Source organism: Palleronia caenipelagi (assembly GCF_007004065.1).
GTDB classification, from domain to species: domain Bacteria; phylum Pseudomonadota; class Alphaproteobacteria; order Rhodobacterales; family Rhodobacteraceae; genus Palleronia; species Palleronia caenipelagi.
Genome location: NZ_VFSV01000051.1, coordinates 1 through 18,880 on the forward strand (window position 1 = coordinate 1; position 18,880 = coordinate 18,880).

Annotated in this window: 20 protein-coding genes and 7 pseudogenes; 9 read left to right on the plus strand and 18 right to left on the minus strand. The window is 54.5% G+C overall.

Annotated elements, in window-relative coordinates:
* The 3 genes and pseudogenes from FEV53_RS22185 to FEV53_RS21660 form a co-directional block, all read right to left on the minus strand.
* A partial coding sequence (locus tag FEV53_RS22185) for an IS3 family transposase (protein ID WP_142836003.1) occupies window positions 1-175 on the minus strand: 175 nt, incomplete at its 3' end.
* A gap of 249 nt (window positions 176-424) precedes the next feature.
* Window positions 425-835, minus strand: a pseudogene (locus FEV53_RS17275) (Tn3 family transposase); the annotation flags it as partial.
* Window positions 811-1,047 (minus strand): annotated as a pseudogene (locus FEV53_RS21660) (integrase core domain-containing protein); the annotation flags it as partial. The pseudogenes FEV53_RS17275 and FEV53_RS21660, both read right to left, overlap by 25 nt.
* 412 nt (window positions 1,048-1,459) lie before the next feature.
* On the opposite strand from FEV53_RS21660, the gene FEV53_RS21005 reads away from it, so the two are divergent.
* The 3 genes from FEV53_RS21005 to FEV53_RS17290 all read left to right on the plus strand — a co-directional run bounded on the left by FEV53_RS21005 (window position 1,460) and on the right by FEV53_RS17290 (window position 3,661).
* On the plus strand, window positions 1,460-1,630 hold the full coding sequence (locus FEV53_RS21005; protein WP_221931651.1) for a hypothetical protein: 171 nt from the start codon (window positions 1,460-1,462) through the stop codon (window positions 1,628-1,630).
* A gap of 336 nt (window positions 1,631-1,966) precedes the next feature.
* Window positions 1,967-2,785: a hypothetical protein gene (locus FEV53_RS17285; RefSeq protein WP_142836005.1), complete on the plus strand. Its 819-nt coding sequence runs from the start codon at window positions 1,967-1,969 to the stop codon at window positions 2,783-2,785.
* Between the two features lie 168 nt (window positions 2,786-2,953).
* Window positions 2,954-3,661, plus strand: a complete 708-nt coding sequence (locus FEV53_RS17290) for a hypothetical protein (protein ID WP_142836006.1) — start codon at window positions 2,954-2,956, stop codon at window positions 3,659-3,661.
* Window positions 3,662-3,771: 110 nt separating this feature from the next.
* Here the strand turns inward: FEV53_RS17290 and FEV53_RS17295 are convergent.
* From FEV53_RS17295 to FEV53_RS17305, 3 genes and pseudogenes are all read right to left on the minus strand, one after another.
* Window positions 3,772-4,101 (minus strand): annotated as a pseudogene (locus tag FEV53_RS17295) (ATP-binding protein); the annotation flags it as partial.
* A gap of 82 nt (window positions 4,102-4,183) precedes the next feature.
* A complete protein-coding gene (locus FEV53_RS17300; RefSeq protein ID WP_142836007.1) occupies window positions 4,184-5,149 on the minus strand; it encodes a hypothetical protein in 966 nt (321 codons plus the stop codon).
* Between the two features lie 61 nt (window positions 5,150-5,210).
* Window positions 5,211-6,386, minus strand: coding sequence for a hypothetical protein (locus FEV53_RS17305; RefSeq protein WP_142836008.1), 1,176 nt, complete (start codon window positions 6,384-6,386; stop codon window positions 5,211-5,213).
* Between the two features lie 136 nt (window positions 6,387-6,522).
* Here FEV53_RS17305 and FEV53_RS17310 point away from each other — a divergent pair.
* Window positions 6,523-6,828: pseudogene (locus FEV53_RS17310) on the plus strand (transposase); the annotation flags it as partial.
* A gap of 467 nt (window positions 6,829-7,295) precedes the next feature.
* On the opposite strand, the gene FEV53_RS17315 reads toward FEV53_RS17310, so the two are convergent.
* The 6 genes from FEV53_RS17315 to FEV53_RS17340 form a co-directional block, all read right to left on the minus strand.
* Window positions 7,296-7,643 (minus strand): hypothetical protein, encoded by a 348-nt coding sequence (locus FEV53_RS17315; RefSeq protein ID WP_142836009.1) that lies wholly within the window; start codon window positions 7,641-7,643, stop codon window positions 7,296-7,298.
* Window positions 7,640-8,314, minus strand: coding sequence for a ParA family protein (locus FEV53_RS17320; RefSeq protein ID WP_142836010.1), 675 nt, complete (start codon window positions 8,312-8,314; stop codon window positions 7,640-7,642). Before FEV53_RS17320 ends, FEV53_RS17315 begins: the two co-directional genes overlap by 4 nt.
* A gap of 118 nt (window positions 8,315-8,432) precedes the next feature.
* The gene (locus FEV53_RS17325; protein ID WP_246100884.1) at window positions 8,433-8,720 is read right to left on the minus strand and encodes a type II toxin-antitoxin system RelE family toxin; all 288 of its coding nucleotides are present in this window, start codon (window positions 8,718-8,720) and stop codon (window positions 8,433-8,435) included.
* On the minus strand, window positions 8,686-8,919 hold the full coding sequence (gene relB / locus FEV53_RS17330; RefSeq protein WP_142836012.1) for a type II toxin-antitoxin system RelB family antitoxin: 234 nt from the start codon (window positions 8,917-8,919) through the stop codon (window positions 8,686-8,688). The genes FEV53_RS17325 and relB overlap by 35 nt, the downstream gene beginning before the upstream one ends.
* Window positions 8,920-8,996: 77 nt before the next feature.
* Window positions 8,997-10,058: a replication initiator protein A gene (locus tag FEV53_RS17335; RefSeq protein WP_142836013.1), complete on the minus strand. Its 1,062-nt coding sequence runs from the start codon at window positions 10,056-10,058 to the stop codon at window positions 8,997-8,999.
* Between the two features lie 290 nt (window positions 10,059-10,348).
* Window positions 10,349-10,972, minus strand: coding sequence for a hypothetical protein (locus FEV53_RS17340; RefSeq protein WP_142836014.1), 624 nt, complete (start codon window positions 10,970-10,972; stop codon window positions 10,349-10,351).
* A gap of 465 nt (window positions 10,973-11,437) precedes the next feature.
* On the opposite strand from FEV53_RS17340, the gene FEV53_RS17345 reads away from it, so the two are divergent.
* Window positions 11,438-11,602 carry a hypothetical protein gene (locus FEV53_RS17345; RefSeq protein WP_142835851.1) on the plus strand — a complete coding sequence of 55 codons (165 nt, stop codon included), beginning with the start codon at window positions 11,438-11,440 and terminating at the stop codon, window positions 11,600-11,602.
* Between the two features lie 116 nt (window positions 11,603-11,718).
* Here the strand turns inward: FEV53_RS17345 and FEV53_RS21945 are convergent.
* Window positions 11,719-11,817, minus strand: a pseudogene (locus tag FEV53_RS21945) (MobA/MobL family protein); the annotation flags it as partial.
* Between the two features lie 864 nt (window positions 11,818-12,681).
* Window positions 12,682-12,861: a hypothetical protein gene (locus tag FEV53_RS17355; protein ID WP_142835857.1), complete on the minus strand. Its 180-nt coding sequence runs from the start codon at window positions 12,859-12,861 to the stop codon at window positions 12,682-12,684.
* A gap of 248 nt (window positions 12,862-13,109) precedes the next feature.
* On the opposite strand from FEV53_RS17355, the gene FEV53_RS17360 reads away from it, so the two are divergent.
* From FEV53_RS17360 to FEV53_RS21670, 3 genes and pseudogenes are all read left to right on the plus strand, one after another.
* Window positions 13,110-13,514, plus strand: a complete 405-nt coding sequence (locus FEV53_RS17360) for a phasin family protein (protein ID WP_142836015.1) — start codon at window positions 13,110-13,112, stop codon at window positions 13,512-13,514.
* A gap of 350 nt (window positions 13,515-13,864) precedes the next feature.
* A pseudogene (locus tag FEV53_RS21950) lies at window positions 13,865-13,978 on the plus strand (helix-turn-helix domain-containing protein); the annotation flags it as partial.
* A gap of 339 nt (window positions 13,979-14,317) precedes the next feature.
* A pseudogene (locus FEV53_RS21670) lies at window positions 14,318-14,560 on the plus strand (IS21 family transposase); the annotation flags it as partial.
* Window positions 14,561-14,597: 37 nt separating this feature from the next.
* On the opposite strand, the gene FEV53_RS17375 reads toward FEV53_RS21670, so the two are convergent.
* The 3 genes from FEV53_RS17375 to FEV53_RS17385 are packed head-to-tail and all read right to left on the minus strand — an operon-like array spanning window position 14,598 to window position 16,615.
* The gene (locus FEV53_RS17375) at window positions 14,598-15,677 is read right to left on the minus strand and encodes a beta family protein (protein WP_142836016.1); all 1,080 of its coding nucleotides are present in this window, start codon (window positions 15,675-15,677) and stop codon (window positions 14,598-14,600) included.
* A gap of 9 nt (window positions 15,678-15,686) precedes the next feature.
* Window positions 15,687-16,202 (minus strand): ImmA/IrrE family metallo-endopeptidase, encoded by a 516-nt coding sequence (locus tag FEV53_RS17380; protein WP_142836017.1) that lies wholly within the window; start codon window positions 16,200-16,202, stop codon window positions 15,687-15,689.
* On the minus strand, window positions 16,202-16,615 hold the full coding sequence (locus FEV53_RS17385) for a hypothetical protein (protein ID WP_142836018.1): 414 nt from the start codon (window positions 16,613-16,615) through the stop codon (window positions 16,202-16,204). The genes FEV53_RS17380 and FEV53_RS17385 overlap by 1 nt, the downstream gene beginning before the upstream one ends.
* 751 nt (window positions 16,616-17,366) lie before the next feature.
* Between FEV53_RS17385 and FEV53_RS17395 the strand changes: the two genes are divergently transcribed.
* On the plus strand, window positions 17,367-17,948 hold the full coding sequence (locus FEV53_RS17395; RefSeq protein WP_142836020.1) for a recombinase family protein: 582 nt from the start codon (window positions 17,367-17,369) through the stop codon (window positions 17,946-17,948).
* 129 nt (window positions 17,949-18,077) lie between these two features.
* On the opposite strand, the gene FEV53_RS17400 is transcribed toward FEV53_RS17395, so the two are convergent.
* The coding region (locus tag FEV53_RS17400; RefSeq protein WP_142836021.1) for an IS3 family transposase at window positions 18,078-18,880 on the minus strand (803 nt) is incomplete at its 5' end.

An 18,880-nucleotide genomic window follows, 5' to 3' on the forward strand; every position in this document is an offset into this window, starting at 1 on the left:
TGGTCACCGGCTTGCGCGGCTTTCTCAGGCGGGCTGAGATCCTGTTTTCGCGCATTATTCTGGCCACGCGCCGCTCCGAGACGCGCTCCCCGTCAGCGCGCAGATCCCGGTGGATACGCTTGGACCCGTAGCGGTGTTTGCTGGCTTTGAAAAAATGACTGATCCGTTCCAGCAACGCCTTGTCCCGTGCGGATCGCCGCTCCCGACGGTCATCACGGGCCGCCTGGCTGGCGTGATGCCCATAGAACCAGCTGCATGACAGGCGGACCAGCCGGCAGAGTGTCGAAACCCCGTATTGATCTTCGTCCCTGTTTCCGGACAGTGTGATTGTTGACCCTACGCGGCGATTGCGCCGTCTGCCAAGACGGCAGGCAAGGGTGCTGGCCCGAAGGGGGTCGAGTGGGGCTGAGTGCAGAAAACCCCGTTAAGGATTTTGAGCCGGTATTTTCCGCCAACGGTATTCGCCTGTTAGGATGATGTGTGCCCACCCAAGCGGTGATATGTGGGCGAGGAGTTCGGGTGGGCAATCCAATCCTGCCCGCTGTCGCTTTGCCACAGCGTTTCCGAGCTGTTTGGAATTCCAATAAATGATGATGGCGGTCAGCAGATTGAGGCCCGCGATGCGGAAATGCTGCCCTTCCGTGGTGCGGTCACGGATTTCTCCCTGACGCCCGATCCGGAGGGCACTTTTCAGGGCGTGATGTGCTTCTCCCTTGTTCAAGCCGATATTAGCGCGGCGCTGCATGTCGGTGTCGAGCAACCATTCGATGATGAACAATGTGCGTTCGACCCGGCCGATCTCCCGCAGGGTCAACGCCAGATCATGTTGCCTCGGGCGTCCGATTGGCCAGGTGTTTTGATGGTCCTCTCCACGGCTATGTGTAAAGTTTCACGGAAGGTCTGCATAGGCGTTTTGCCGTAGCAGTATCTTCCCGAATGTGGCCGCTGCTCGTTGTATTTGGCGAGCCACATGTCCAGATCGGCCTGCAAATCCTCGATCGACCGGTAGAGCTTCTTGCGAAAGGCGATGTCGTAAAACTGAACTTCGTCCCTGTCACAGAACGGGGTGCGCCGAACCATGAGATCCGCGCGCAGCGGGATCTTCTGTCCGATCTGCGCCAGCACGCTGAGCGGGCGCGGGACGCTTATGCGGAGGCGCGGGCGCAGGAGGCCAGCCGGACACGTGCGGCGGTGGAAGCGGCGCGGGTCCTGTTCGCGCCAACTGAGGCCAATCAGGCTTTTACCCACGGCTTCGAAAAAATCATGCAAGAGCGAGAGACGGCCCGGCAGCGGGCTTTTGGCGGAAGAACAGGCGCGGGAGCGTGGACAGCAGCGCCAGCGCTTGCTCAAGGCCGAGCGGGTTCTGTTCATCGAAGCAACCGCGCGGGCGTGAGAGGACAGTCGGGAGATCAGGGATCGGGACGCGGCCAAGCAGTGCCAAGACGGGCTAATACGGGAGGTGGATCGGGCCGTAGAGCGCTACGGTATGGAATTCGACGACCTCGCCGGGCTGATCAATGCGCGGGCCAATGAGATCCGGGACGCGCGTGAGCTGGAACGTCAGCGTGAACTTGAGCGCGAGCGGGCGCAGGCGTGCGAGCGGGATGATGGGTGGGACTGGGAGCTGTGATGCAACAGGCAGGTCAAGGAGCGTTATAGTATGAAGAGCTTGATGTCGTGTTACGATGACCGCTGTAGAATGACAAAGGAAGTTGCATTTCTAATGTAACGATCCAGTGCCGTTCAAAGTTTTCCCGGTACACCGCAAGCTCGCGCTGACCTAAGGATGGAAACATGATTATAGATAGACTATCAACGATACAGACAGTCCAGTAACCTCAAGGTCATGATGCGCAAAGTTGAACAGGTCCAGTTTTATCCCAATCTGATAGATCTGATTTCCCAGGCTGAGAAATCCGTGCTGTTGTACTCAGTTTCGTGCTGTTTCGGGTTTTACACGCATGGCATGAATAATTTTGAAAACATCTATAAGTCCATAAGGCGAGCTTTATCGAAGCGGCCTCGAAATCACTATCTCGATGTAAGAGTTCTTGTAAAAGTTGATCGCGACAACCCAATAGATATTTATGCTGCTGAGAGGTTGTTGGATTTGCAGAAACGTTTTTTTCAAACACCTGGTATTAATGACAGAATAATTTTCAGAGAGCTGCCAAGAAATTGCGATCCAGTCCAGTTCGCAATTGTTGATGGGAGTGAATATATTGGATCGAACATTCAGGAAGAATATTTTAACGAAGAGTTGGACCTTATTTTAAATACTGCTGCGCCTGGAAAGAATTTTGTCTGCGGCGAGCTCGAAGAGGAATTTAGGAAGAGTGAAAGATTATTCGATTCACATTGGAGGAAGTGCCCTAAGCTTAAAGTTCCCACATCTCAGATTTCCGCGAGGCGGCTGAAGTATTTTTTAAGTAGATTCACAAGGCTTAAAAACATCAAAAATGAGCGTGAGTTCCAGTTGGTTTTGCTGGGATACCTTCAGGGTCAATATGACCCATCTCTTATAGATATAGAAGTGACCACAGGAGCTACAAGGATTGATTTGTTAATTGGGCAGAGGCCACACAATGAACGAATTGGAATTGAAGTTAAGTTTGGCATGAAAGACTGTGATATTCACAGAACTGTTGGGCAAATGAGGGATTATTATTCTGAGTATGAGGAATTGCTTTTAGTGAGTGGGGATCCTTGCTACTCCGGGCAAAGAAGAATAGATTTGGCAAATGAATTGTCAGAAATTGGTGTAAGTCTAATAGAGGTTCCCTAGCAATATATATTGCTGGGAATCCTTTGATTAGAGTGAACTTATGACCTACCAACCTTGTGATATGGAGAATGTACCTTGATAGGTGAATGGATAAATAAAAAGCTACATGATAAAAACCATCTTCTGTCGAGAGGCTCATACTCAAACTCCCTTGAGGAATGTTTCGATATGGCCAATTCAGAGGTTTATACTAGAAGTCAAATGATGATGAGGAATAGAGCTTATGAGTTCTTCAAATGTGATAACAGAATATCCTCTTTGTCGAGCTACTTGAAAAAAGAAGCTGGGTTAAGTAATTTTCAATACGTTGGATGTGGAGATAATGCAATTGTCGTAAGGTATTCTGAAAGCCAAGCAATTCGGTTTCGCGCCCCAGAAGTTGAAGGCCGCGCTAATACCAAGGTGGTTCTTGAAGCTCCTTTTATTAGTCCAGTGTGGAAGGAGGTTCAATTTTTAGGCGGCAGGATTAACTTTGTTCCTTTTCATCGCAGCCTCAATAGTGAGATTATACTGGGAAAAATTAATCGTAAAGCTGGAGAGCAATGTATCCATGCTCTGATGCGTGCGGCGTTTCAGAATAAACCGCCAATGTGGTTTTATGACTATTATAATTATGATTTTAAGTTTGAGCAGGTTGCGCTTCTCAAGGACTCCACGCCAGTGATCATTGATCAAGGGGGTATAATACTAGAAAAGGATGCTCCGAATGAGTATTCAGAGCGGATTTCTTCAGAAAAAAAAGGTGTTCTTACTGCGGATTTGGAAGTTGACTTGCCTTGGGATGGGAAGTGGAATGATGACACAGGGAAGCTCAAAATAGATCAACTGGAAAGGCCTCCTGTGGATATTTTGGAGATAGCGGCACCGCAATTGTGAACTTTCTGTTGTCAACGGCGGCGCAAAATCCGGCCACGGGGCGGAGCAAAAGTCTGCCAGTCTGGGCGTGACTGGCGCCTTGGTCCGCGAGGACCAAACTCGGTCTTGGTTCAGGAGTTCTGCCGGGCCTTGCTTTGAGCGAGGTGATAGCTGTTGCCGTTCATCTCCAGGATGCTGACATGGTGGGTCAAACGGTCGAGCAAGGCGCCTGTCAGGCGCTCTGATCCGAAGGTTTCTGTCCATTCATCGAACGGCAGGTGCGAGGTGATCACGATCGAGCCGCGCTCGTATCTCTGGGAGATCAGTTCGAACAGCAGTTCGGCACCGGTTTTGCTAAGAGGTACGAGGCCCAGTTCGTCGATGATCAGGAGTTTCTGTTTCACCAGTTGCTTCTGAAGCCGTACGAGTTGGCGTTCATCTCGCGCTTCCATCAACTCGTGATCAGAACGAGGAAAGTTTCGGGGGGCAGGTCACGGCCTAAAACGGTGGTTTACGTCTGTGACAAAAACGTATGAGTTTTGTCTACCCTGCGACAAACAATGCATGTCCCGCGTTCATGGCAAAGAAGCACGCTGACCCAGCCATGGCCATCAACATAAGTACTGCGATGCGCGTTGTGCTGCTGCGACGAAAGCGCTTCCATCGTGTCTCGCTTTCCTCGCGATACTCTGTCTGTCCCGACAATGCCCATCCACGCCATGCCCAGTACAGCGCGAGAGCGAAGGCAAAGATTAGCAGGCTTGTCGAACCTAGGCGTGCAGAGCTTGGAATGATGCCCACAAGGTACAGGAACATGCTCAGGATCAGGGCTGTCGCCGCAACGGCTATCGTTGGCAAGCTGAATCCAAGATACCTTCTGAATTCATCGACCCAGGTTTGATCCGACCTTCGGTAGGCTAGAGCTGCCCAACTCGCATCCAATGCATCGAAGACAAAGAGGCCGAAGATAACTGTCAGGACGATCATTAGGCTCGGTAGAACACCGACATCGTTCCAAATACCTGCGAGGATTGAGGTGATGAATGAGATTACAACACCAAGACCGAGGCGGATCGTGGCATGACTGCGAGCGCCTGTATCCCAGTACGCCTTCGCTCGTGCCCCCAAGTACAGAACCATGAGAACAAAAACATCGCCCCAGTGTTCAGAAAGCTCGATATGTAGATTGAGAAACTGAGCGATCTTTGCGGCCAAAAGCTCGGCAATGGGGTCCAACGGAGATAGCAAAGCTGATCTGAACCACTCATAGTAGTCGAGAACAAGCTGCAAGGCTGGAGCAAGTCCAACATTCAGAGAGTGCTGAACAAGCAAAGTGATCGACAGGGCGCCTGCCAAGAGCCCCATCTTTCCAGCGATTGTCCAAATAGCCTTCCACATAATCAGTATGTGGTGGCTAGCGTCATATTCTGCAAACCGTGACAAATACCCCTTGCCAAAACCTACTCGCCAAAAACGGTCATTTGTGACCGCTACCACCGGATCACCCATGGCGCGAACACACCAGCCAGTGACAGCACCTCAAAGTGCTACAGGCTTGAGAGCTTTGATGCTATCCAAGCGACAACAACTTCAAAACAGAAGCAAGGCGTCCCGCTAACCATTTAAGTCTCTTCTCTGCCTTCTCGCTTTTTTCGATGAGATCATTGATCTTGATCGGAATATTTTTCCACCTTGCAACTCTGTAGCTCTTGTCCGCCGCAGTCTCAAACTCTTCTGCGATTGCACGAAGCCTCAAAAGATGCTCCTTTTGAGAAATTAGGTCTTTTACAGTATTTTCGTAGCCATTTATGCGTAATTGTATCTGCTTAGCATATCCCTGATACCTGTGCAGGACGATATCGAATTGCTTGCACAGCCTCGAGAAATGTTCTTCACCCAGTAGCGAATCCATCTCGTGTCGGTCGACCAATGACTGAACGCGCACTTTCTTTACTAGGTCAACTACTGAAAATTCCGCATCCCATAAAGCGTCACTGTTGACACGTTCAACAATAGCTTGAGCGGCCGGTGAGAATTCTGCGCTAGAAGTAAGATCTGAGAACCGCTTCGCGTATCGGTCAAGCGTCTTTTTATCTTCTTCAATCGACTTTTCTAAAATAGAAGAGCTATCTTCGTCTTTGACCTTTCTCAATGAGTTCCAGGAATCAGAATATTCCTCTTCGAGAGACGAAATATCGTCCAAAAGCGTGAGGACCTTGTCCGCTTCCATACCGCGCTTTAGCCCAATGACTACGGGCTCAGCATCGCCCTTTGTCAGGAGTACCAATGCTGGAAGCAATTGAATATCAATCTGATATTTTTCAATGACCTGTCCACAGAACCCTGTAGTGGCATCTCTCATTCGAGAGACTGCGTCAGCATCGATCTTTAGGTCAGAAATCCGAGTGTATGGCTTGATTTTGAACTGGCTATGGGGGCTATCGAACAGGCCGATACCTTTTGATCGTTCTGCGAAGCTATCACCAAAAAGTGCGGCGCCTGGTATAAATATGCGATGTGGGTTGTCGACAAGCTCCACGGCGGACTCTGCGGAGTGATCGATTACTAGAAACGCAGTCTTCTTGCGCGTGGCGTGATCTATCCTGTGGCGGTTTTCTATCAAGCTCTCGATATCAACGTTTTCAGGCGCGCCATCTGACAAGTAAAATATTAGGCAGTTGTAGTTATTCCTTCTGTCTTCAAACCAAGTAAGTATCTCGTCGAGATTTGCGGGTGCAACGTGCATAGGGGGCCTCCCGAATTAGCCGTAAAACTAAACAGGTCACACGGCAGCCGTCTAGTTGGAAGTGCCCCGTTTCACGCACTAATCTGCCAAGTTGATGTCCGCAGTTGGAGCCGCGGACATCGCCGTGAAGTTCTGTATTTGTAATCCTACTATCACCCAGCTTCCCGATCCATCGGGTTTTTCATCCGACCCGTTCACTGACGTCCTCCGCGATGGTGCGCGCGAACTGATCGAACAGGCGATCCACGCGGAACTGGCGGCGCTCATGAACGCCTTTTCCGGGGAGCGGCTCGAAGATGGGCGGGCTCGCCTGGTGCGCCATGGTCACTTACCGGAACGCGAGGTGATGACCGGCATTGGGCCGGTGCCCGTGAAAGTGCCGCGCGTGCGTGATCGGGGTGCAGGCGAGGATAAGATCACCTTCAACCGCGCATTCGAACCCGAGCTTGGTCAGGTGCCGGTGAATGCCATAGCCGCAAGGCCCGGCTTCATAGCAAAAGCACGGTGAGTGCCCGGTCTTCGTCAGCGCTTTTGTCAGCCGCAATACGGCATCCGCTGAATTGACAATGGTGCCATGAAACCGGATCTCGCCGCGACGCCCGTCCTCGGCAACAGCCACGGCAATCGTATCCTTATGAACATCCAGGCCCACATAAAGCGTTTTGTTCATTCGTATTTCCTCCGTCGAACAATCTAATGTTCGCCGAGAAAATCACGGGCACAACGCCCGCTGTAAAACGCTCATCTGGTCTAAGGAATTTGTCGCGTTATTTATCGAATACTTGTGTTGGTATAAGTTTAATCGCTTTTGAGCCAAGCGGGCATTTATAAAAAACCTTTATATTTCAGAGGCTTATTTTTCTTACAGTGCTATTCTGACCCCTACCGGAATCTACCCCATTTTGACCGCTATGATCTTTGCGATCTGTAGGCCTTGAGCATATCTTCAAGCAGGTCGTTTAGGCGACGGCCTTCTTGGTCTCTAAGTTTGTTGAGGTCGTTACGGAGTGCCGGCGAGACGTAGATGCGCCAATAGGTCATCTCTTCGTTCAAAGGCGGGCGACCGCGCCGGGCCTGAGGAGTAATGTCCTGGGCTGGAGGAGGTGTGGTTGTGGTGCGATCAAAACCATGTGCCTTGCCAGTCTCGGCGATAGCCGCGCGATCTACGGTCTGAACGGGACGTTTAGGCTTTTTCTTGAGCCCCTGCCCGATCGGTGGCGTGTCATCATCGAGATTGAGAAACTTTCCGACCATCATTCCGCCTCCAATACGTCCGCGATTTCCTGACCCAGTACCGCTGCATTGCTGATCGCTCCGGCGACGGCCTTGCTCGTGTTGAGCTCAAAGAGGGTTTTTCCCTCTGCCATCATCCTCTCGAAGGCTGCACGCCGCATAAGCTCGGTTTGAAAACGCGGGACCCCTGCCCCATCAAGCTCTTCGATGATTTCGCGGTAAGACGTGGTCATGATAGCTGCGTCTGTCTGGGTAATCAGTATCCTCACTGGTATATTCCGGCGTGACGTTCGCCCAGCATCACGGATCATCTTGAGCGCCGCTCCGGCCGCGTCGCCATCGAGGGCGCTCGGCCGCATGGGAACAATACAGGCATCCGAAGCTGCCGCGGCATAGGACGCCATCAAGCCTGCAACACCTTCCAGATCGACAAAAGTCAGATCGTACTTCTCGCGCGCTGCATCCAGTGTGTCCAGGATCGTCGCGTCAGAGGGATCGGAGATGACATGAAACGGTGGCGCATCGAGTTGTGACAGCTCTCTCTTACTCAGCCAGACCCGCGCCAGACTTTGGCGCGGGTCACCATCGACGATCGCAACGGAAAGCTCCGGATTGCGCGCAAATACCGTTGCAAGGGTTAGTGCTGTTGTGGACTTCCCGCAGCCGCCTTTGGGGGAGAGGATGCTTACTATCATATTTTATGCCGTATTATATTCTGCAGTACTTTCTATATCACGTCATAAAATAAGTCACTATATTTTTTAAATCGTGATATTTAATATGCCGTAGGTATTGTCCGAGAAATTGGCGCGGTTATCGGTACACGTTCCGCCGGTGTCCAAGCGCCACGACAAGGACAACAAGCCGATCATCTTCGAGTGAACACAGCACCCGCCAATCTCCAACACGATAACGCCAAAGATGGCCCAGCTCTGATCCTTTCAAGGGCTTTCCGAGCTGGCGGGGATCTTCCAGAGATGCGATGCGATCGCGGAGGTAATCACGGATGCGCTTTGCATCTGCACCTCCAAGCTTCTTGATCTGCTTCGCAGCTTCAGCTGTGATCTCAATTGTCCAGGCCAAGCTCGCGGTCCAGATCACCCAGAGACAGAGGCTTTACACCAGACGCGCGATGAGATGTCAGGGACTTTTCAGCGAGATACAGGTCCTCGAGATCCTCGAGGTGTTCTTCAATGGCCTGCCGAATGTAGAAGGTTGCTGTCCGACCTGTCCGCGCCGCAAGCGCGTGCAGCCGATCATAGGTGTCGTCGGGTAGTCGAACGGCGGCTTGCTTGCTCATGACACTCTCTCCAAATTTGGTATACATGTAATGCACGCCTGATCATATGTCACCTCTCCACAAATGACTTGCCGATCTCAGCAGCTGCCTTTTTCTGCAAATCGCTTGCGGCAAAAACCCAGAAATGCCTTTTCAGCATTCTGGGGCAAGCTGCCGCCATCATTTACAATCCGGGCGCTCCAGTTACGCCACTCCTGCTCCAAAACGTAAACATCCCAACCCGGCGCAAGAGCCCGAGCCAGCTCGTATACGTCGCCATCCAAAGCGGGCAGGGGGACAGCGATCACATCATTCGTCCGACATAGCCCACCACGATTGATGAATTTGACCATGTCTTCGTTGTCATCATAGATGACAGCGTAGTCGGGGATATGCTGGTGATTTGCATCCTGATCTGCGATTGCCGTGACCAGTCTGCGAAATTCCCGGATCGACGACTTAGACCCGGTCTTCTCATGCAGCGTGTCGAGACGAATTTTCCAATCAGACTTGGATCCGCAATGCTTACGAGCGATCTCGTAGATACGTCTCTCAAGTGGCTTGCGCAAACGAAAGTAGTCGCGGTGGAGAGTCAAAACCTCTTTGGACCGTATAGCGTTGAAGACCCAGTCGGAGAGCTTGATCTCAATTTCCTGCATCCGTCCGTCGCGGGTTTCGCGAACAACGCGCGCCCGTTCGATGATGCCGAATGTTTCAAAAATCTCCTGCCCGCCAGTTGTGATATTTGTACTGATCCGTGTCCCGCTCAGACGCTCCAAAGAAGCCTTTAGGCCCGCATAGCCCATACCACTCGTGACGCGATTGGTCGCTTTGAGGAAATCATGGGCCCTAAACCGAACCAATTGAGACGGTTCCTCACCCTGGTTCATCCCGGCCATAAGCTGGCTGATGCAATAGATCAGCACATCCCGATCGTGAATGGTCGCCAGTCCATCCGATGAGGGTTTCACTTGCACGAAAACCCCATTTTTCTCGTATTCGCGAGGGGTTAAGTCAGGCTTGGTAGAAATCGAAAAAATTGGATGCTCCATCGACGCCATATCGCCTTTAGGAACTGCGTCGAAGATATCGCAGACAAAGAAATCCGGGGTAGGATACCGATCCGGAAGCAACGGCTGACGCCCATCTTTCTTCGTCATTTCACACACACTCACTAACGATTCGTCATTTCACACACAGCCTACGAAGTTTCGTCATTCTACACACGCCTTTTCGTCATTTCACACACAGTTTTTCGTCATTCTACACACGCCCAAGTTTGTAAGCTATTGATCTAAAATATCGATTCCGGCTTTTTTTGACCGTAACACTATATTTAACACATATTTAACACAGGCGGGGCTGTGGATAAGTCGGCATTTCGGTGTTCGGGCGTATCTCTCGTGGAGAGGTTTCCAGCTGAGAATGATCAGAGCCGGTTGGGCTGTTCTTACATTGAAGGACCGCTGAAGCCAGGGGATGACGGGGTCGGTTTGGGCTTTGGTGGTGACTGTTCTGGCTCATACTTATCGATGGTGTTCTGAAACGGGGCCTTCAGGTCTGGGTGATCCTTCGGGGCGTCTTTCAGTTGCTGCGCAGCTTCGAGATGGCCACCGGTCAAGGGCAGCCAGATCATCTCGAGGGGTTTGAGGCGGGGCAGGGTCCCGACGATACGTACCACCCAGCGATCGAGCATCTGGCGGATCGTCGCAGTGATCTCGTCTGCCGTGAGGCGCTGAAAGTATCGGCTTTCGAAATCCCGCTGAACATGGTCGGGGTCCAGTTCCCGGAACGCAGGGTAGGGCCATGACGGCTGGGCCTGCGTCGGGAAGCGTTCGACCCGTTCCAGCTGCAGTTCGATGAAGTGTCTGACCTGCTTTTTTCGCCGGGCGTCTTCATCTACCTTGCGTTGTGCATCCTGAAAGGTTCGGCGTTCTTCCGCCGCGTACTTTTCAGCTCTGTCAGCGTCTTCCGCGTCGTCTGTGACAATGGCCCGGATCGGGTGGCCATCATAGCCTTTGCCCGGCCTGCGCCAAAGATCGTCCTGTGCGACTTCAGGATCCGGGCGGTCCAAGTTGATGCCCCAGCGTCTGATCCGGCTGGCGATTTATGGATTTCGGCGCGCCCGTTGTACGAGGGGCAGGGTGCGTTCGGCGTATTCGGTGCGCAGCCGGTCCCGCGCGCTTTCCACCTCAGCGGCTCTGAGAGCTGCCTCACAGGCTTTGACCGCTTTTGGGATGACGGCCCCAGGCGCTCGAGTTTCATCTGGCGCTCAGCGCGCCTTCTGGCGTCTCTGTGGGCCTGTTCCTCTTTGGCTTGCTGTTCCCAAACCGGGGCCATGCGGTGCTTGTCAGCGGTGAGTGAACGAGATCGCGGCCTGGGCCAACGCACTTTTCGGAGCATTGTCTTATTTGGAGGTCAGTATCCTGAGGATACTCCAAGGCGATTCCAAAGGGGATCAAGAGCGTGAGATGTCACCTCGAGTTTTCAACCGAAACCGACTAGATTGAAAGAGAACAGCAAGACGAGCGATACGGACATGACCGAAGCCGAAGTCAGACTTGCCGATGAGAAGATGCGCGCAGAGACCGCCAAGCTGCTGGCGGAAACCAAACAGATCAGCGTCAGCACATTCCTTGCGCCCTTCCTCGCAGCAGTCGGCGTCATTGGCGCAACAGCCGCCTTCGTGAAGATCTTTCTCTGATTGCTTTGCTGCCGCCACAAACGGCGGGCGGGCGGTTGAGAAAGGAGGGGGCGGCAGAATGGACGTCGGCAGCGGGTGACGAGCCATGCAGCGAGCGCCCAAGTCAGATCAGCTCTCTATACGGCGCTGAGTGCGTCGGGAAGGGCCACCAGCCACTCCTGGGCGACAACGCTGTTCTTGCGCGTCTCTGCGGCCTCTGCGGCGTCCCAGAGGGTGCTGCGGTCGGTGACTCAGCCGCAGCCGTCCGGGGTGGCGGGGAAGGTCTCCAGCACAACCGCCCCTGCGCCTGTTGTCATAGCTCGGCACGTCGATGCATTCAGGATGCTGCTCTCTGGCCTGATCGGCGACAACCGCTACGGCGGAGCGGTGCTGGCGGATAAAATGTCGATGCTGCAGCGCAGCAAAGTGTCCGGGCTTAAGACGGGTTTTCGTGTTCCGATACGCCAGGAAAGATCCGGGCAATCTACAGTCGTAGTGACGACCAGTCAGAGCAACTCGGACCGATCCGGGGCAGGGTGGGCGTTGGGATTAACGCTCCGGGTTGTTCTCCAGATGCCGCAAAGAGCGCCCTGCTTTCCTCAAAGCCATGGTGGCCCCCTACGCGCTTGATGCGGGGTTTTCGTCATCGTCTCGTCTCCTTTCCCGCGAGGAAAAAACCTCGCAAACACCCGGGAGCGCCCCAGGAAAACCTGGGAAAGGACGACAAGGCCCGTTCAATCGCCGCTGCGGCTCCCGTTGATCTGGCGGGAACTTCGTCAGGTCAAACCGTTAGAGTGAGGCCAGATGGGGTCCATCGGCCCGGTGGGCCTCATGGGAGTTCCACACATAACGCAGCAAGCTGCATTTGCCCCAAACATCTGTTCTGGAACGAAAAAACGGCGAAAATCGGTAACGAGTGATGCCCGTAAAAAATTTGTCGCACGTTTTCAGAGTGTTGGAAGGAGCGGGGCGCACTTGGGGCGCAGCTGGGGTGCACTTGGGTCCCACCTGGGGCGCAGTTGGGTCCCATCTGGGGCGCACTTGGGGCGCAGTTGGGTCCCATGTGGGGCGCATCAGAAATGCTCCTAATGGCTATATGATCACCGCTCATGTTCGTCCTCCTGCTCGTGGTCGCGATCTCCGTCGGGCCCGCGCTCGCGCTCTAGCCTGGCCATGACTTCCCGGTCCTCTTCGAGATCCAGTTCGAGCTGTGCTTTTCTCTTCTCATGCTCGGAATACATGCGCATCTGTTCGACGTTCTGGCTTGTCCACTCGATCAACTCCGTGAGGTCACTATCGCTCTCCGGATCGGCAGGGGCGATCAGAAGTGGCGTTGCCGAAGGCGTGTTTCAAAGATGGTGGGTCCCCTGACTCAGGCGGGCCGGGCAGGGGGACGAGACCTCCCAAGCCATGTACCGTAGCGTCATATGCTGCAATGCAGCATATCGCTATTGCAGCGCAGCATTTCGTCCCTATCTTGTGCTTCACAAGGACGCAAACATACAGATCCAACCGATAGGAGGCCACGATGGCTGCCACTGCTAAAAAAGTCGAAACCAAAGTCGAAAACGCCGCCGAGAAGGTGGAGAACAAGGTCGAGAAGCTCGCCGACCGCGCCAGCGCCAACCTGAACGCTGCGACCAACGAAGCCCGCACCTTCGCCTCGCTCTACACGACCGCGCTCCGCAGCTTTGCCGAGGGCGTGATTGAGGTCGACAAGCTGATCCTGTCGAAGCTCAGCAACACCGCTTCCGAGACCGTTCAGCAGGGCCAGCAGATCCTCAAGGCCCGCGACGTGAAGACCGCCATCGCCATGACCGCCATTTCCACCCAGTCGGCCCTCGACCGCAATGTGTCGGACACAAAGGAAGTCCTCGACCTCGCCAACGCCCGCCTCCAGGAGAGCCTCGAGCCCTTCAAGACCTACGCCTGATCCAAACCCCTCCCTGACGGATCAAGCAAACGCCCCGCCCGCGCCCCCACAGCGCGGGCGGTTGGCGTTGAGGGGTAAGGTCGGTGTCTGACAGTCGCTCGGACCCCTAGCGGGTGATCGCTGCCAATGCCCCACATAATGCCATTTATCGGATCGTTCTCGATACCTCGGGTGAGAAGTGAGAATTAGACGATCCGCGGCGTGAAACTAAGCGGATCGTCGAAGGTGACGCTGGCGTAGGACATAATTTTACATACAAGGGCTTATGCGATTTTCAGGGACTAGCTCGGCACATTCTAAACTGGGTTGCGACAAATCTCCTATCTTGCTGGAAAGCAGGGAGAACGGACATGGCCCACACAGAGCTGGATCTGCGTGAAAGACGCGCAATCGAAGACATGTTGAATGCGAAAGTGCCGGTGAGCAAGATCGCGTCTGAGATAGGCAGGCATCGCGAGAGTGTCCGATCTTTTGTGTAACGGAGCGCCGGTCCATGCTGAGAAGAAAGGACAGCGTGGACCATGGGAAAGAAGATCAACGGCGACGTTTTGGACGAGCTACTGAAGGGCTGTGAGAGGCCTGAAGACCTGTTGGGCGCCGGCGGGCTGTGAATCGGCGTGCAAAATTGACCCACTTTGGTGGGTTATGAGCGAGTAAAATTGACCCACCTGTTTTCGTTAACATCCTCACTGAAAGTGCGGAGGAAAGAGCAGGTGTTACTGATGGAAAGCGTGTCGAAGATCCGACGATGGGTATTGGTTGAGGGACGCAGCATCCGGTCTGTTGCGCGGGCGACGGGATTTGCGAAGGCGCTGTCTTTCTATGGCGGGGTTCCACGCCGGGTGATAATCGACAACCCCAAGACCATGGTGACCTACGTCTCGCGCTCGAAGGACCGGATATTCCATCCCCGGTTCCTGGCCTTGATGAACCATTACGTGATGGAGCCGGTGGCCTGCACCCCGGCTGCGGGCTGGGAGAAGGGACAGGTCGAGAACCAGGTCCAGTTTTTGCGCGGCCGGTTGTTTGTACCCAAACCTGCCTTTGGTGATCACTCTCAATCTGGGTCGATCAGCTGGCAGTCTAGTCCTCCCAATCGTCTTCCAAGTCCTCCATTGGCGGAAGGTCCGTACCGTAGAAAGCTTGGCGATGAAGGTGGAGGTTGACTCGCACGGACACGTTCTTCTGCAGCGTGTCGATCCCGAGGTGTTCGCTGACTGCGGTTTCAGCGATCATCTGTTCGCCCCACTGTCCGGTACTACCGTCCCAGACCGCTGCGTCCTCAACGAGTTCAGCGGCAGCTCTCTGGAAGCTCCATACGTCGGGATTTCGAAAAATCCACCAAGCGTCATCGCCTGGGTAGTCGATCCGTGGCGGAATATCGATACCACCGCCGCCAGTTCGCCCGTCACGCGGGCGGGTGCTGGCCCAATCGCCGTAGATAACCCGGCGTGCGTTTTGAAAGGCCTGCACCTGTTGAACCAGTAAGCGGTTTGCGAAGGCGACTTCCGACCGTCCGACGTACTGACTGAATGCCTTTGGCATGGTCGTACACGATGCGACGTACGGCACTTGTGCGTTGATAGGGGCAAGTGCGTTGTTCATGATCCCACTGAACCAAGCCGGAAGCTGCAGCGCATCGCGAGACCAACCGCCTTCCATGATGACCACGAAGTCTGCGGCACCCTCAGCCGCTAACGCGGCGACAGCCTCATTAAGGTTGAGCTGCTCCCGATCTCGAAAAATCCGCAGCGCGAAGTTGCGGCCCATATCCCGATAGCGGGTGATCTGATCACGAATTGCCGTCTCTGATTGGTCCCGCAGTTGCAGGCATGGCATGATACGACCGAAGCCTGCAATGAAATCGCACCACGCCTGAAAATTGTTTGCCGGGTTGTTGAGCTGAGCCAACTCTAGCTGTGCCGGAGCGTCAGGATTCGAGTACGTGTAGTCCCGGTCGATATCGAGAAAGTAGACACCATGCGGATACGCCCTTTCGAACCGCTCAACGGCGCTGGCAATGGACCGCGCGCTTGACCACGGAGCAAGCAAAACGCACGGCGTCATGCGGCTCTGCGTTGCCGATGGCAGATATTCTAGCCCGCGCATTTCGCTTGGTCGAATGGCGAGCGTTGGGACGTAGGATGTCTGCTCAATCGGCATAGCGGGTCCTTAGGCTGCGACGTTCTGCAGGCGAATTTCCATCGCGCCCTTCGAGACCTTGAAGTCTTCGGCCAATACTTCGATTGCCTTCTCGGTAACGCGTCCGCCGAGTTCACGCAGTCTATTCGAAACCGGCACTTGCGGCATAAGAATATCCGCTGCCAAACGGTTCGCTTCATATTCGACTTTTTCGGGTGCGCCAGAGCGGTACAGCACGGTGTCCTGGATGCCGTCAGGGCTACTGTCTATGATATCCTTGTGGAGAAGGAAGTGCGCTATCTCGTGGGCAATGGTAAAACGTTGGCGCTCTTTCGCTTCGAAGCGGTTCACCTTGATGATGTAGCCCTCGCCGTCAGGATCGCGAGAGATTTGCCCGGAGTTGCCGGGGCCAAGATTGGCGACCTTGATGTGGATGCCCAGCTCGTTGGCGAGTGCCCCGACAGGTACCGATCCAGCCGCTTGCAGGCGCTCTATAATCTCGCGGTGCGCAGGTTTGATTCGCTGCCATTCCCTTGACTCTGCCATTATCTATCCTCCAAATCCGGGTCCGCGTCGTCGTCGAGACTGCGGCCCACGCCGTATGCGATTGCAGCGACCTTGTCGGAAAGGTTCGCTTCGACTTCGTCTAGTTTCGCATCCACCTTTTTCATGCGCTCAGTTACAGCGGCGTTGACCTCAGCTTTCGCTTCGTCCTTTAAGCCTGTCAGCGTGTAGGCCGCGACCACACCGACGCCGATACCAACCGCCGCCAGAACAACGGTCACGCATGTCAGCATCAGCGTCAGAAAGTCAGTATAGCTGATGTTCAGCTCGGCGAGGGGAACACTAGATGCCGCATCTGGCAGGCTTACAGCGTCATAGGATAGCAGGACATAAAGCGCCGCAGCGCCTGCGAATGCCGCGAATACGAGCTTTATCGCACCCCAGAGAAACCCCATCTGCATCGCCTTTTTCGCCCTTTGTAGACCGGGCCTTGTTCGAGATAAACCCACGTTGTAAACGAAGCTGACAAGCGTAGCGTTCGGATTGTTCTATATTTGTTCTTATCGTCTAGAAGTCAAGTTCCATTAGTTTCTTGCCGCCGCGTGGCGTCTGACACGGGTCGCGTCAGACGCGATCTGGGTCTACGGCCCGCGGAAGCTATCGGCATCCGGTCAAGTGAACTGCAGATCGACGGGGGTCTTGCGCTTCTCGCCTAGCAGAAGGACTGCCTACCGTCTGATGGTGCGCAACTCATAAGTTATGCACCACTCTTGCAAACCGCATAAAATAAGACTGTGGCCGTAGGATAGGTCCGTCCGGGGAAAGGGGAACCGCGCTCAGACCCCGATTTGTGCAACAGCGCCGTTCCCGGCGTCCAAGCGCCCGCGCCGTACCAACCCCGCAAGGCCGCCATCACGGTATCGCGCCAACCACCGGCGCAATGTGCGGAGAGGATGGCCAGATGCCTCGGCCACTGCTGTCAGCAGCGGGACACCAATCTCAAGATGCGGCTGCAAAACCCGGAACCGCTTCATCGCCGCCGCGCGATCCTCATCTGAGAACGCAGTCAGGCTGTCCGTAAGAGGATCGATCAGCGGACGGGTTGTCGTAGAGATGGCGGGGTTCGGTTTCTTTGAAGTCACGATGTACCATAAGAATGGTACGCATTGATTTGCAATAGAGGTGGCTTCAACGTACAATCAAAGCATGACATCGACCCAGATCGGCTACGCCCGCTGTTCCACTGACAAACAGGACCTGACCGCACAGCGGGAGGCACTGATCGCCCTCGGCGTGGACTCGGACCGCATCTACACCGACCACGGCCTCACAGGCCGAACCCGCGCTCGGCCCGGCCTCGATCAGGCCCTCGCTGCTGTTCGAGAGGGCGACACCCTCGTCGTCACCAAGCTCGACCGGCTCGCACGCTCAGCTCCCGACGCTCGCCAAATCGCCGATAGCCTAGCCGAACGCGGCGTTAGCCTCGCGCTGGGTGCGACGGTTTATAACCCTACTGATCCAATGGGAAAGATGTTCTTCAACATCCTCGCCACCTTCGCCGAGTTTGAATCCGACCTGATCCGCATGCGCACCCGCGAAGGTATGAAAATCGCCCGTGCCAAGGGTAAACTGCGCGGCAAAAAGCCCAAGCTTTCCGAAAAACAGCATCGCGAACTGCGCCGCATGTACGACACTGGAGACTACTCCATCAGCGACCTGGCGGACGTATTCGCTGTCTCACGACCTACCATCTACCGCACTCTCCAGCGCACAAAGAGTGCCAATTAGCGCGAAATATTCAGCGCCACTTATCGTGAAAAGTCACAGTTAGTGAATAGCCCGTATGTGAAAGAGGAGAGGTGGTCCTTGAAATTCGACCAGTTTGCCGCTGTGCTAAGCTATAGCATTGGTTTCATTTCAGGCGGCAACCTTCAGGTCCGGAGATTGCCTATCATAGGCCTCGTCCGGCGTCATGATCCCATGTGATGAGTGCGGGCGTCTTTTGTTGTAGTAGCTGATCCCGTCCCGGGCTTCGGAACCTGTTTCGAAGGCGTTCAAGTAGACGCATTCGTATTTGAGGGATCGCCAGAGCCGCTCGATCATCCGGTTGTCGATCCAGCGGCCCTGGCCATCCATCGAGATTTTGATCTTTGCGTCGCGCAGCACGTCGGTGAAGTCGGTGCTAGTGAATTGGGATCCTTGATCGGTGTTGAAAATCTCGGGGGTGCTGTATCGAGCCAGCGCTTCTTTCAAAGCCTCGACGCAGAACCCCGCGTCCATGCTGTTCGAGAGCCGCCAGCTCCGCACCTTCCGGCTGTGCCAATCCATGATGGCCACGAGATAGAGAAACCCCCGGCGCATCGGGATGTAGCTGATGTCAGCACACCAGACCTGGTTAGGTCGGGTGATGGGTAAGTCCTGCAGAAGATATGGATATATCTTGTGCTCCGGGTGCTTCTTGCTGGTCTTCGGTTCCTGGTAGATAGGCACCAACCGCATGAGCTGCATCAGCCGCCGCACACGATGTCGGCCGCATTTATGTCCCTCGCGAGCCAAGTGCCGGACCATCTGGCGTGAGCCATACCATGGCGTCTCGAGGAACTGACGATCGATGATTTCCATGAACTTCAGGTTCTCGGGGCTTTCCCCACGCGGCTGGTAGTAGAGGGTTGAGCGTGCCAGTGACAGCAGGCTGCATTGCCGCCGGACGCTGAGATCGG

Coding starts and splice junctions, on each gene's coding strand:
- FEV53_RS17285 (WP_142836005.1), top strand. CDS start 1,967: ATGAATAATTTTGAAAACATCTATAAGTCCATAAGGCGAGCTTTATCG.
- FEV53_RS17290 (WP_142836006.1), top strand. CDS start 2,954: ATGGCCAATTCAGAGGTTTATACTAGAAGTCAAATGATGATGAGGAAT.
- FEV53_RS17300 (WP_142836007.1), bottom strand. CDS start 5,149: ATGGGTGATCCGGTGGTAGCGGTCACAAATGACCGTTTTTGGCGAGTA.
- FEV53_RS17305 (WP_142836008.1), bottom strand. CDS start 6,386: ATGCACGTTGCACCCGCAAATCTCGACGAGATACTTACTTGGTTTGAA.
- FEV53_RS17315 (WP_142836009.1), bottom strand. CDS start 7,643: ATGATGGTCGGAAAGTTTCTCAATCTCGATGATGACACGCCACCGATC.
- FEV53_RS17320 (WP_142836010.1), bottom strand. CDS start 8,314: ATGATAGTAAGCATCCTCTCCCCCAAAGGCGGCTGCGGGAAGTCCACA.
- relB (WP_142836012.1), bottom strand. CDS start 8,919: ATGAGCAAGCAAGCCGCCGTTCGACTACCCGACGACACCTATGATCGG.
- FEV53_RS17335 (WP_142836013.1), bottom strand. CDS start 10,058: ATGACGAAGAAAGATGGGCGTCAGCCGTTGCTTCCGGATCGGTATCCT.
- FEV53_RS17345 (WP_142835851.1), top strand. CDS start 11,438: ATGACCGAAGCCGAAGTCAGACTTGCCGATGAGAAGATGCGCGCAGAG.
- FEV53_RS17360 (WP_142836015.1), top strand. CDS start 13,110: ATGGCTGCCACTGCTAAAAAAGTCGAAACCAAAGTCGAAAACGCCGCC.
- FEV53_RS17375 (WP_142836016.1), bottom strand. CDS start 15,677: ATGCCGATTGAGCAGACATCCTACGTCCCAACGCTCGCCATTCGACCA.
- FEV53_RS17380 (WP_142836017.1), bottom strand. CDS start 16,202: ATGGCAGAGTCAAGGGAATGGCAGCGAATCAAACCTGCGCACCGCGAG.
- FEV53_RS17385 (WP_142836018.1), bottom strand. CDS start 16,615: ATGGGGTTTCTCTGGGGTGCGATAAAGCTCGTATTCGCGGCATTCGCA.
- FEV53_RS17395 (WP_142836020.1), top strand. CDS start 17,367: ATGACATCGACCCAGATCGGCTACGCCCGCTGTTCCACTGACAAACAG.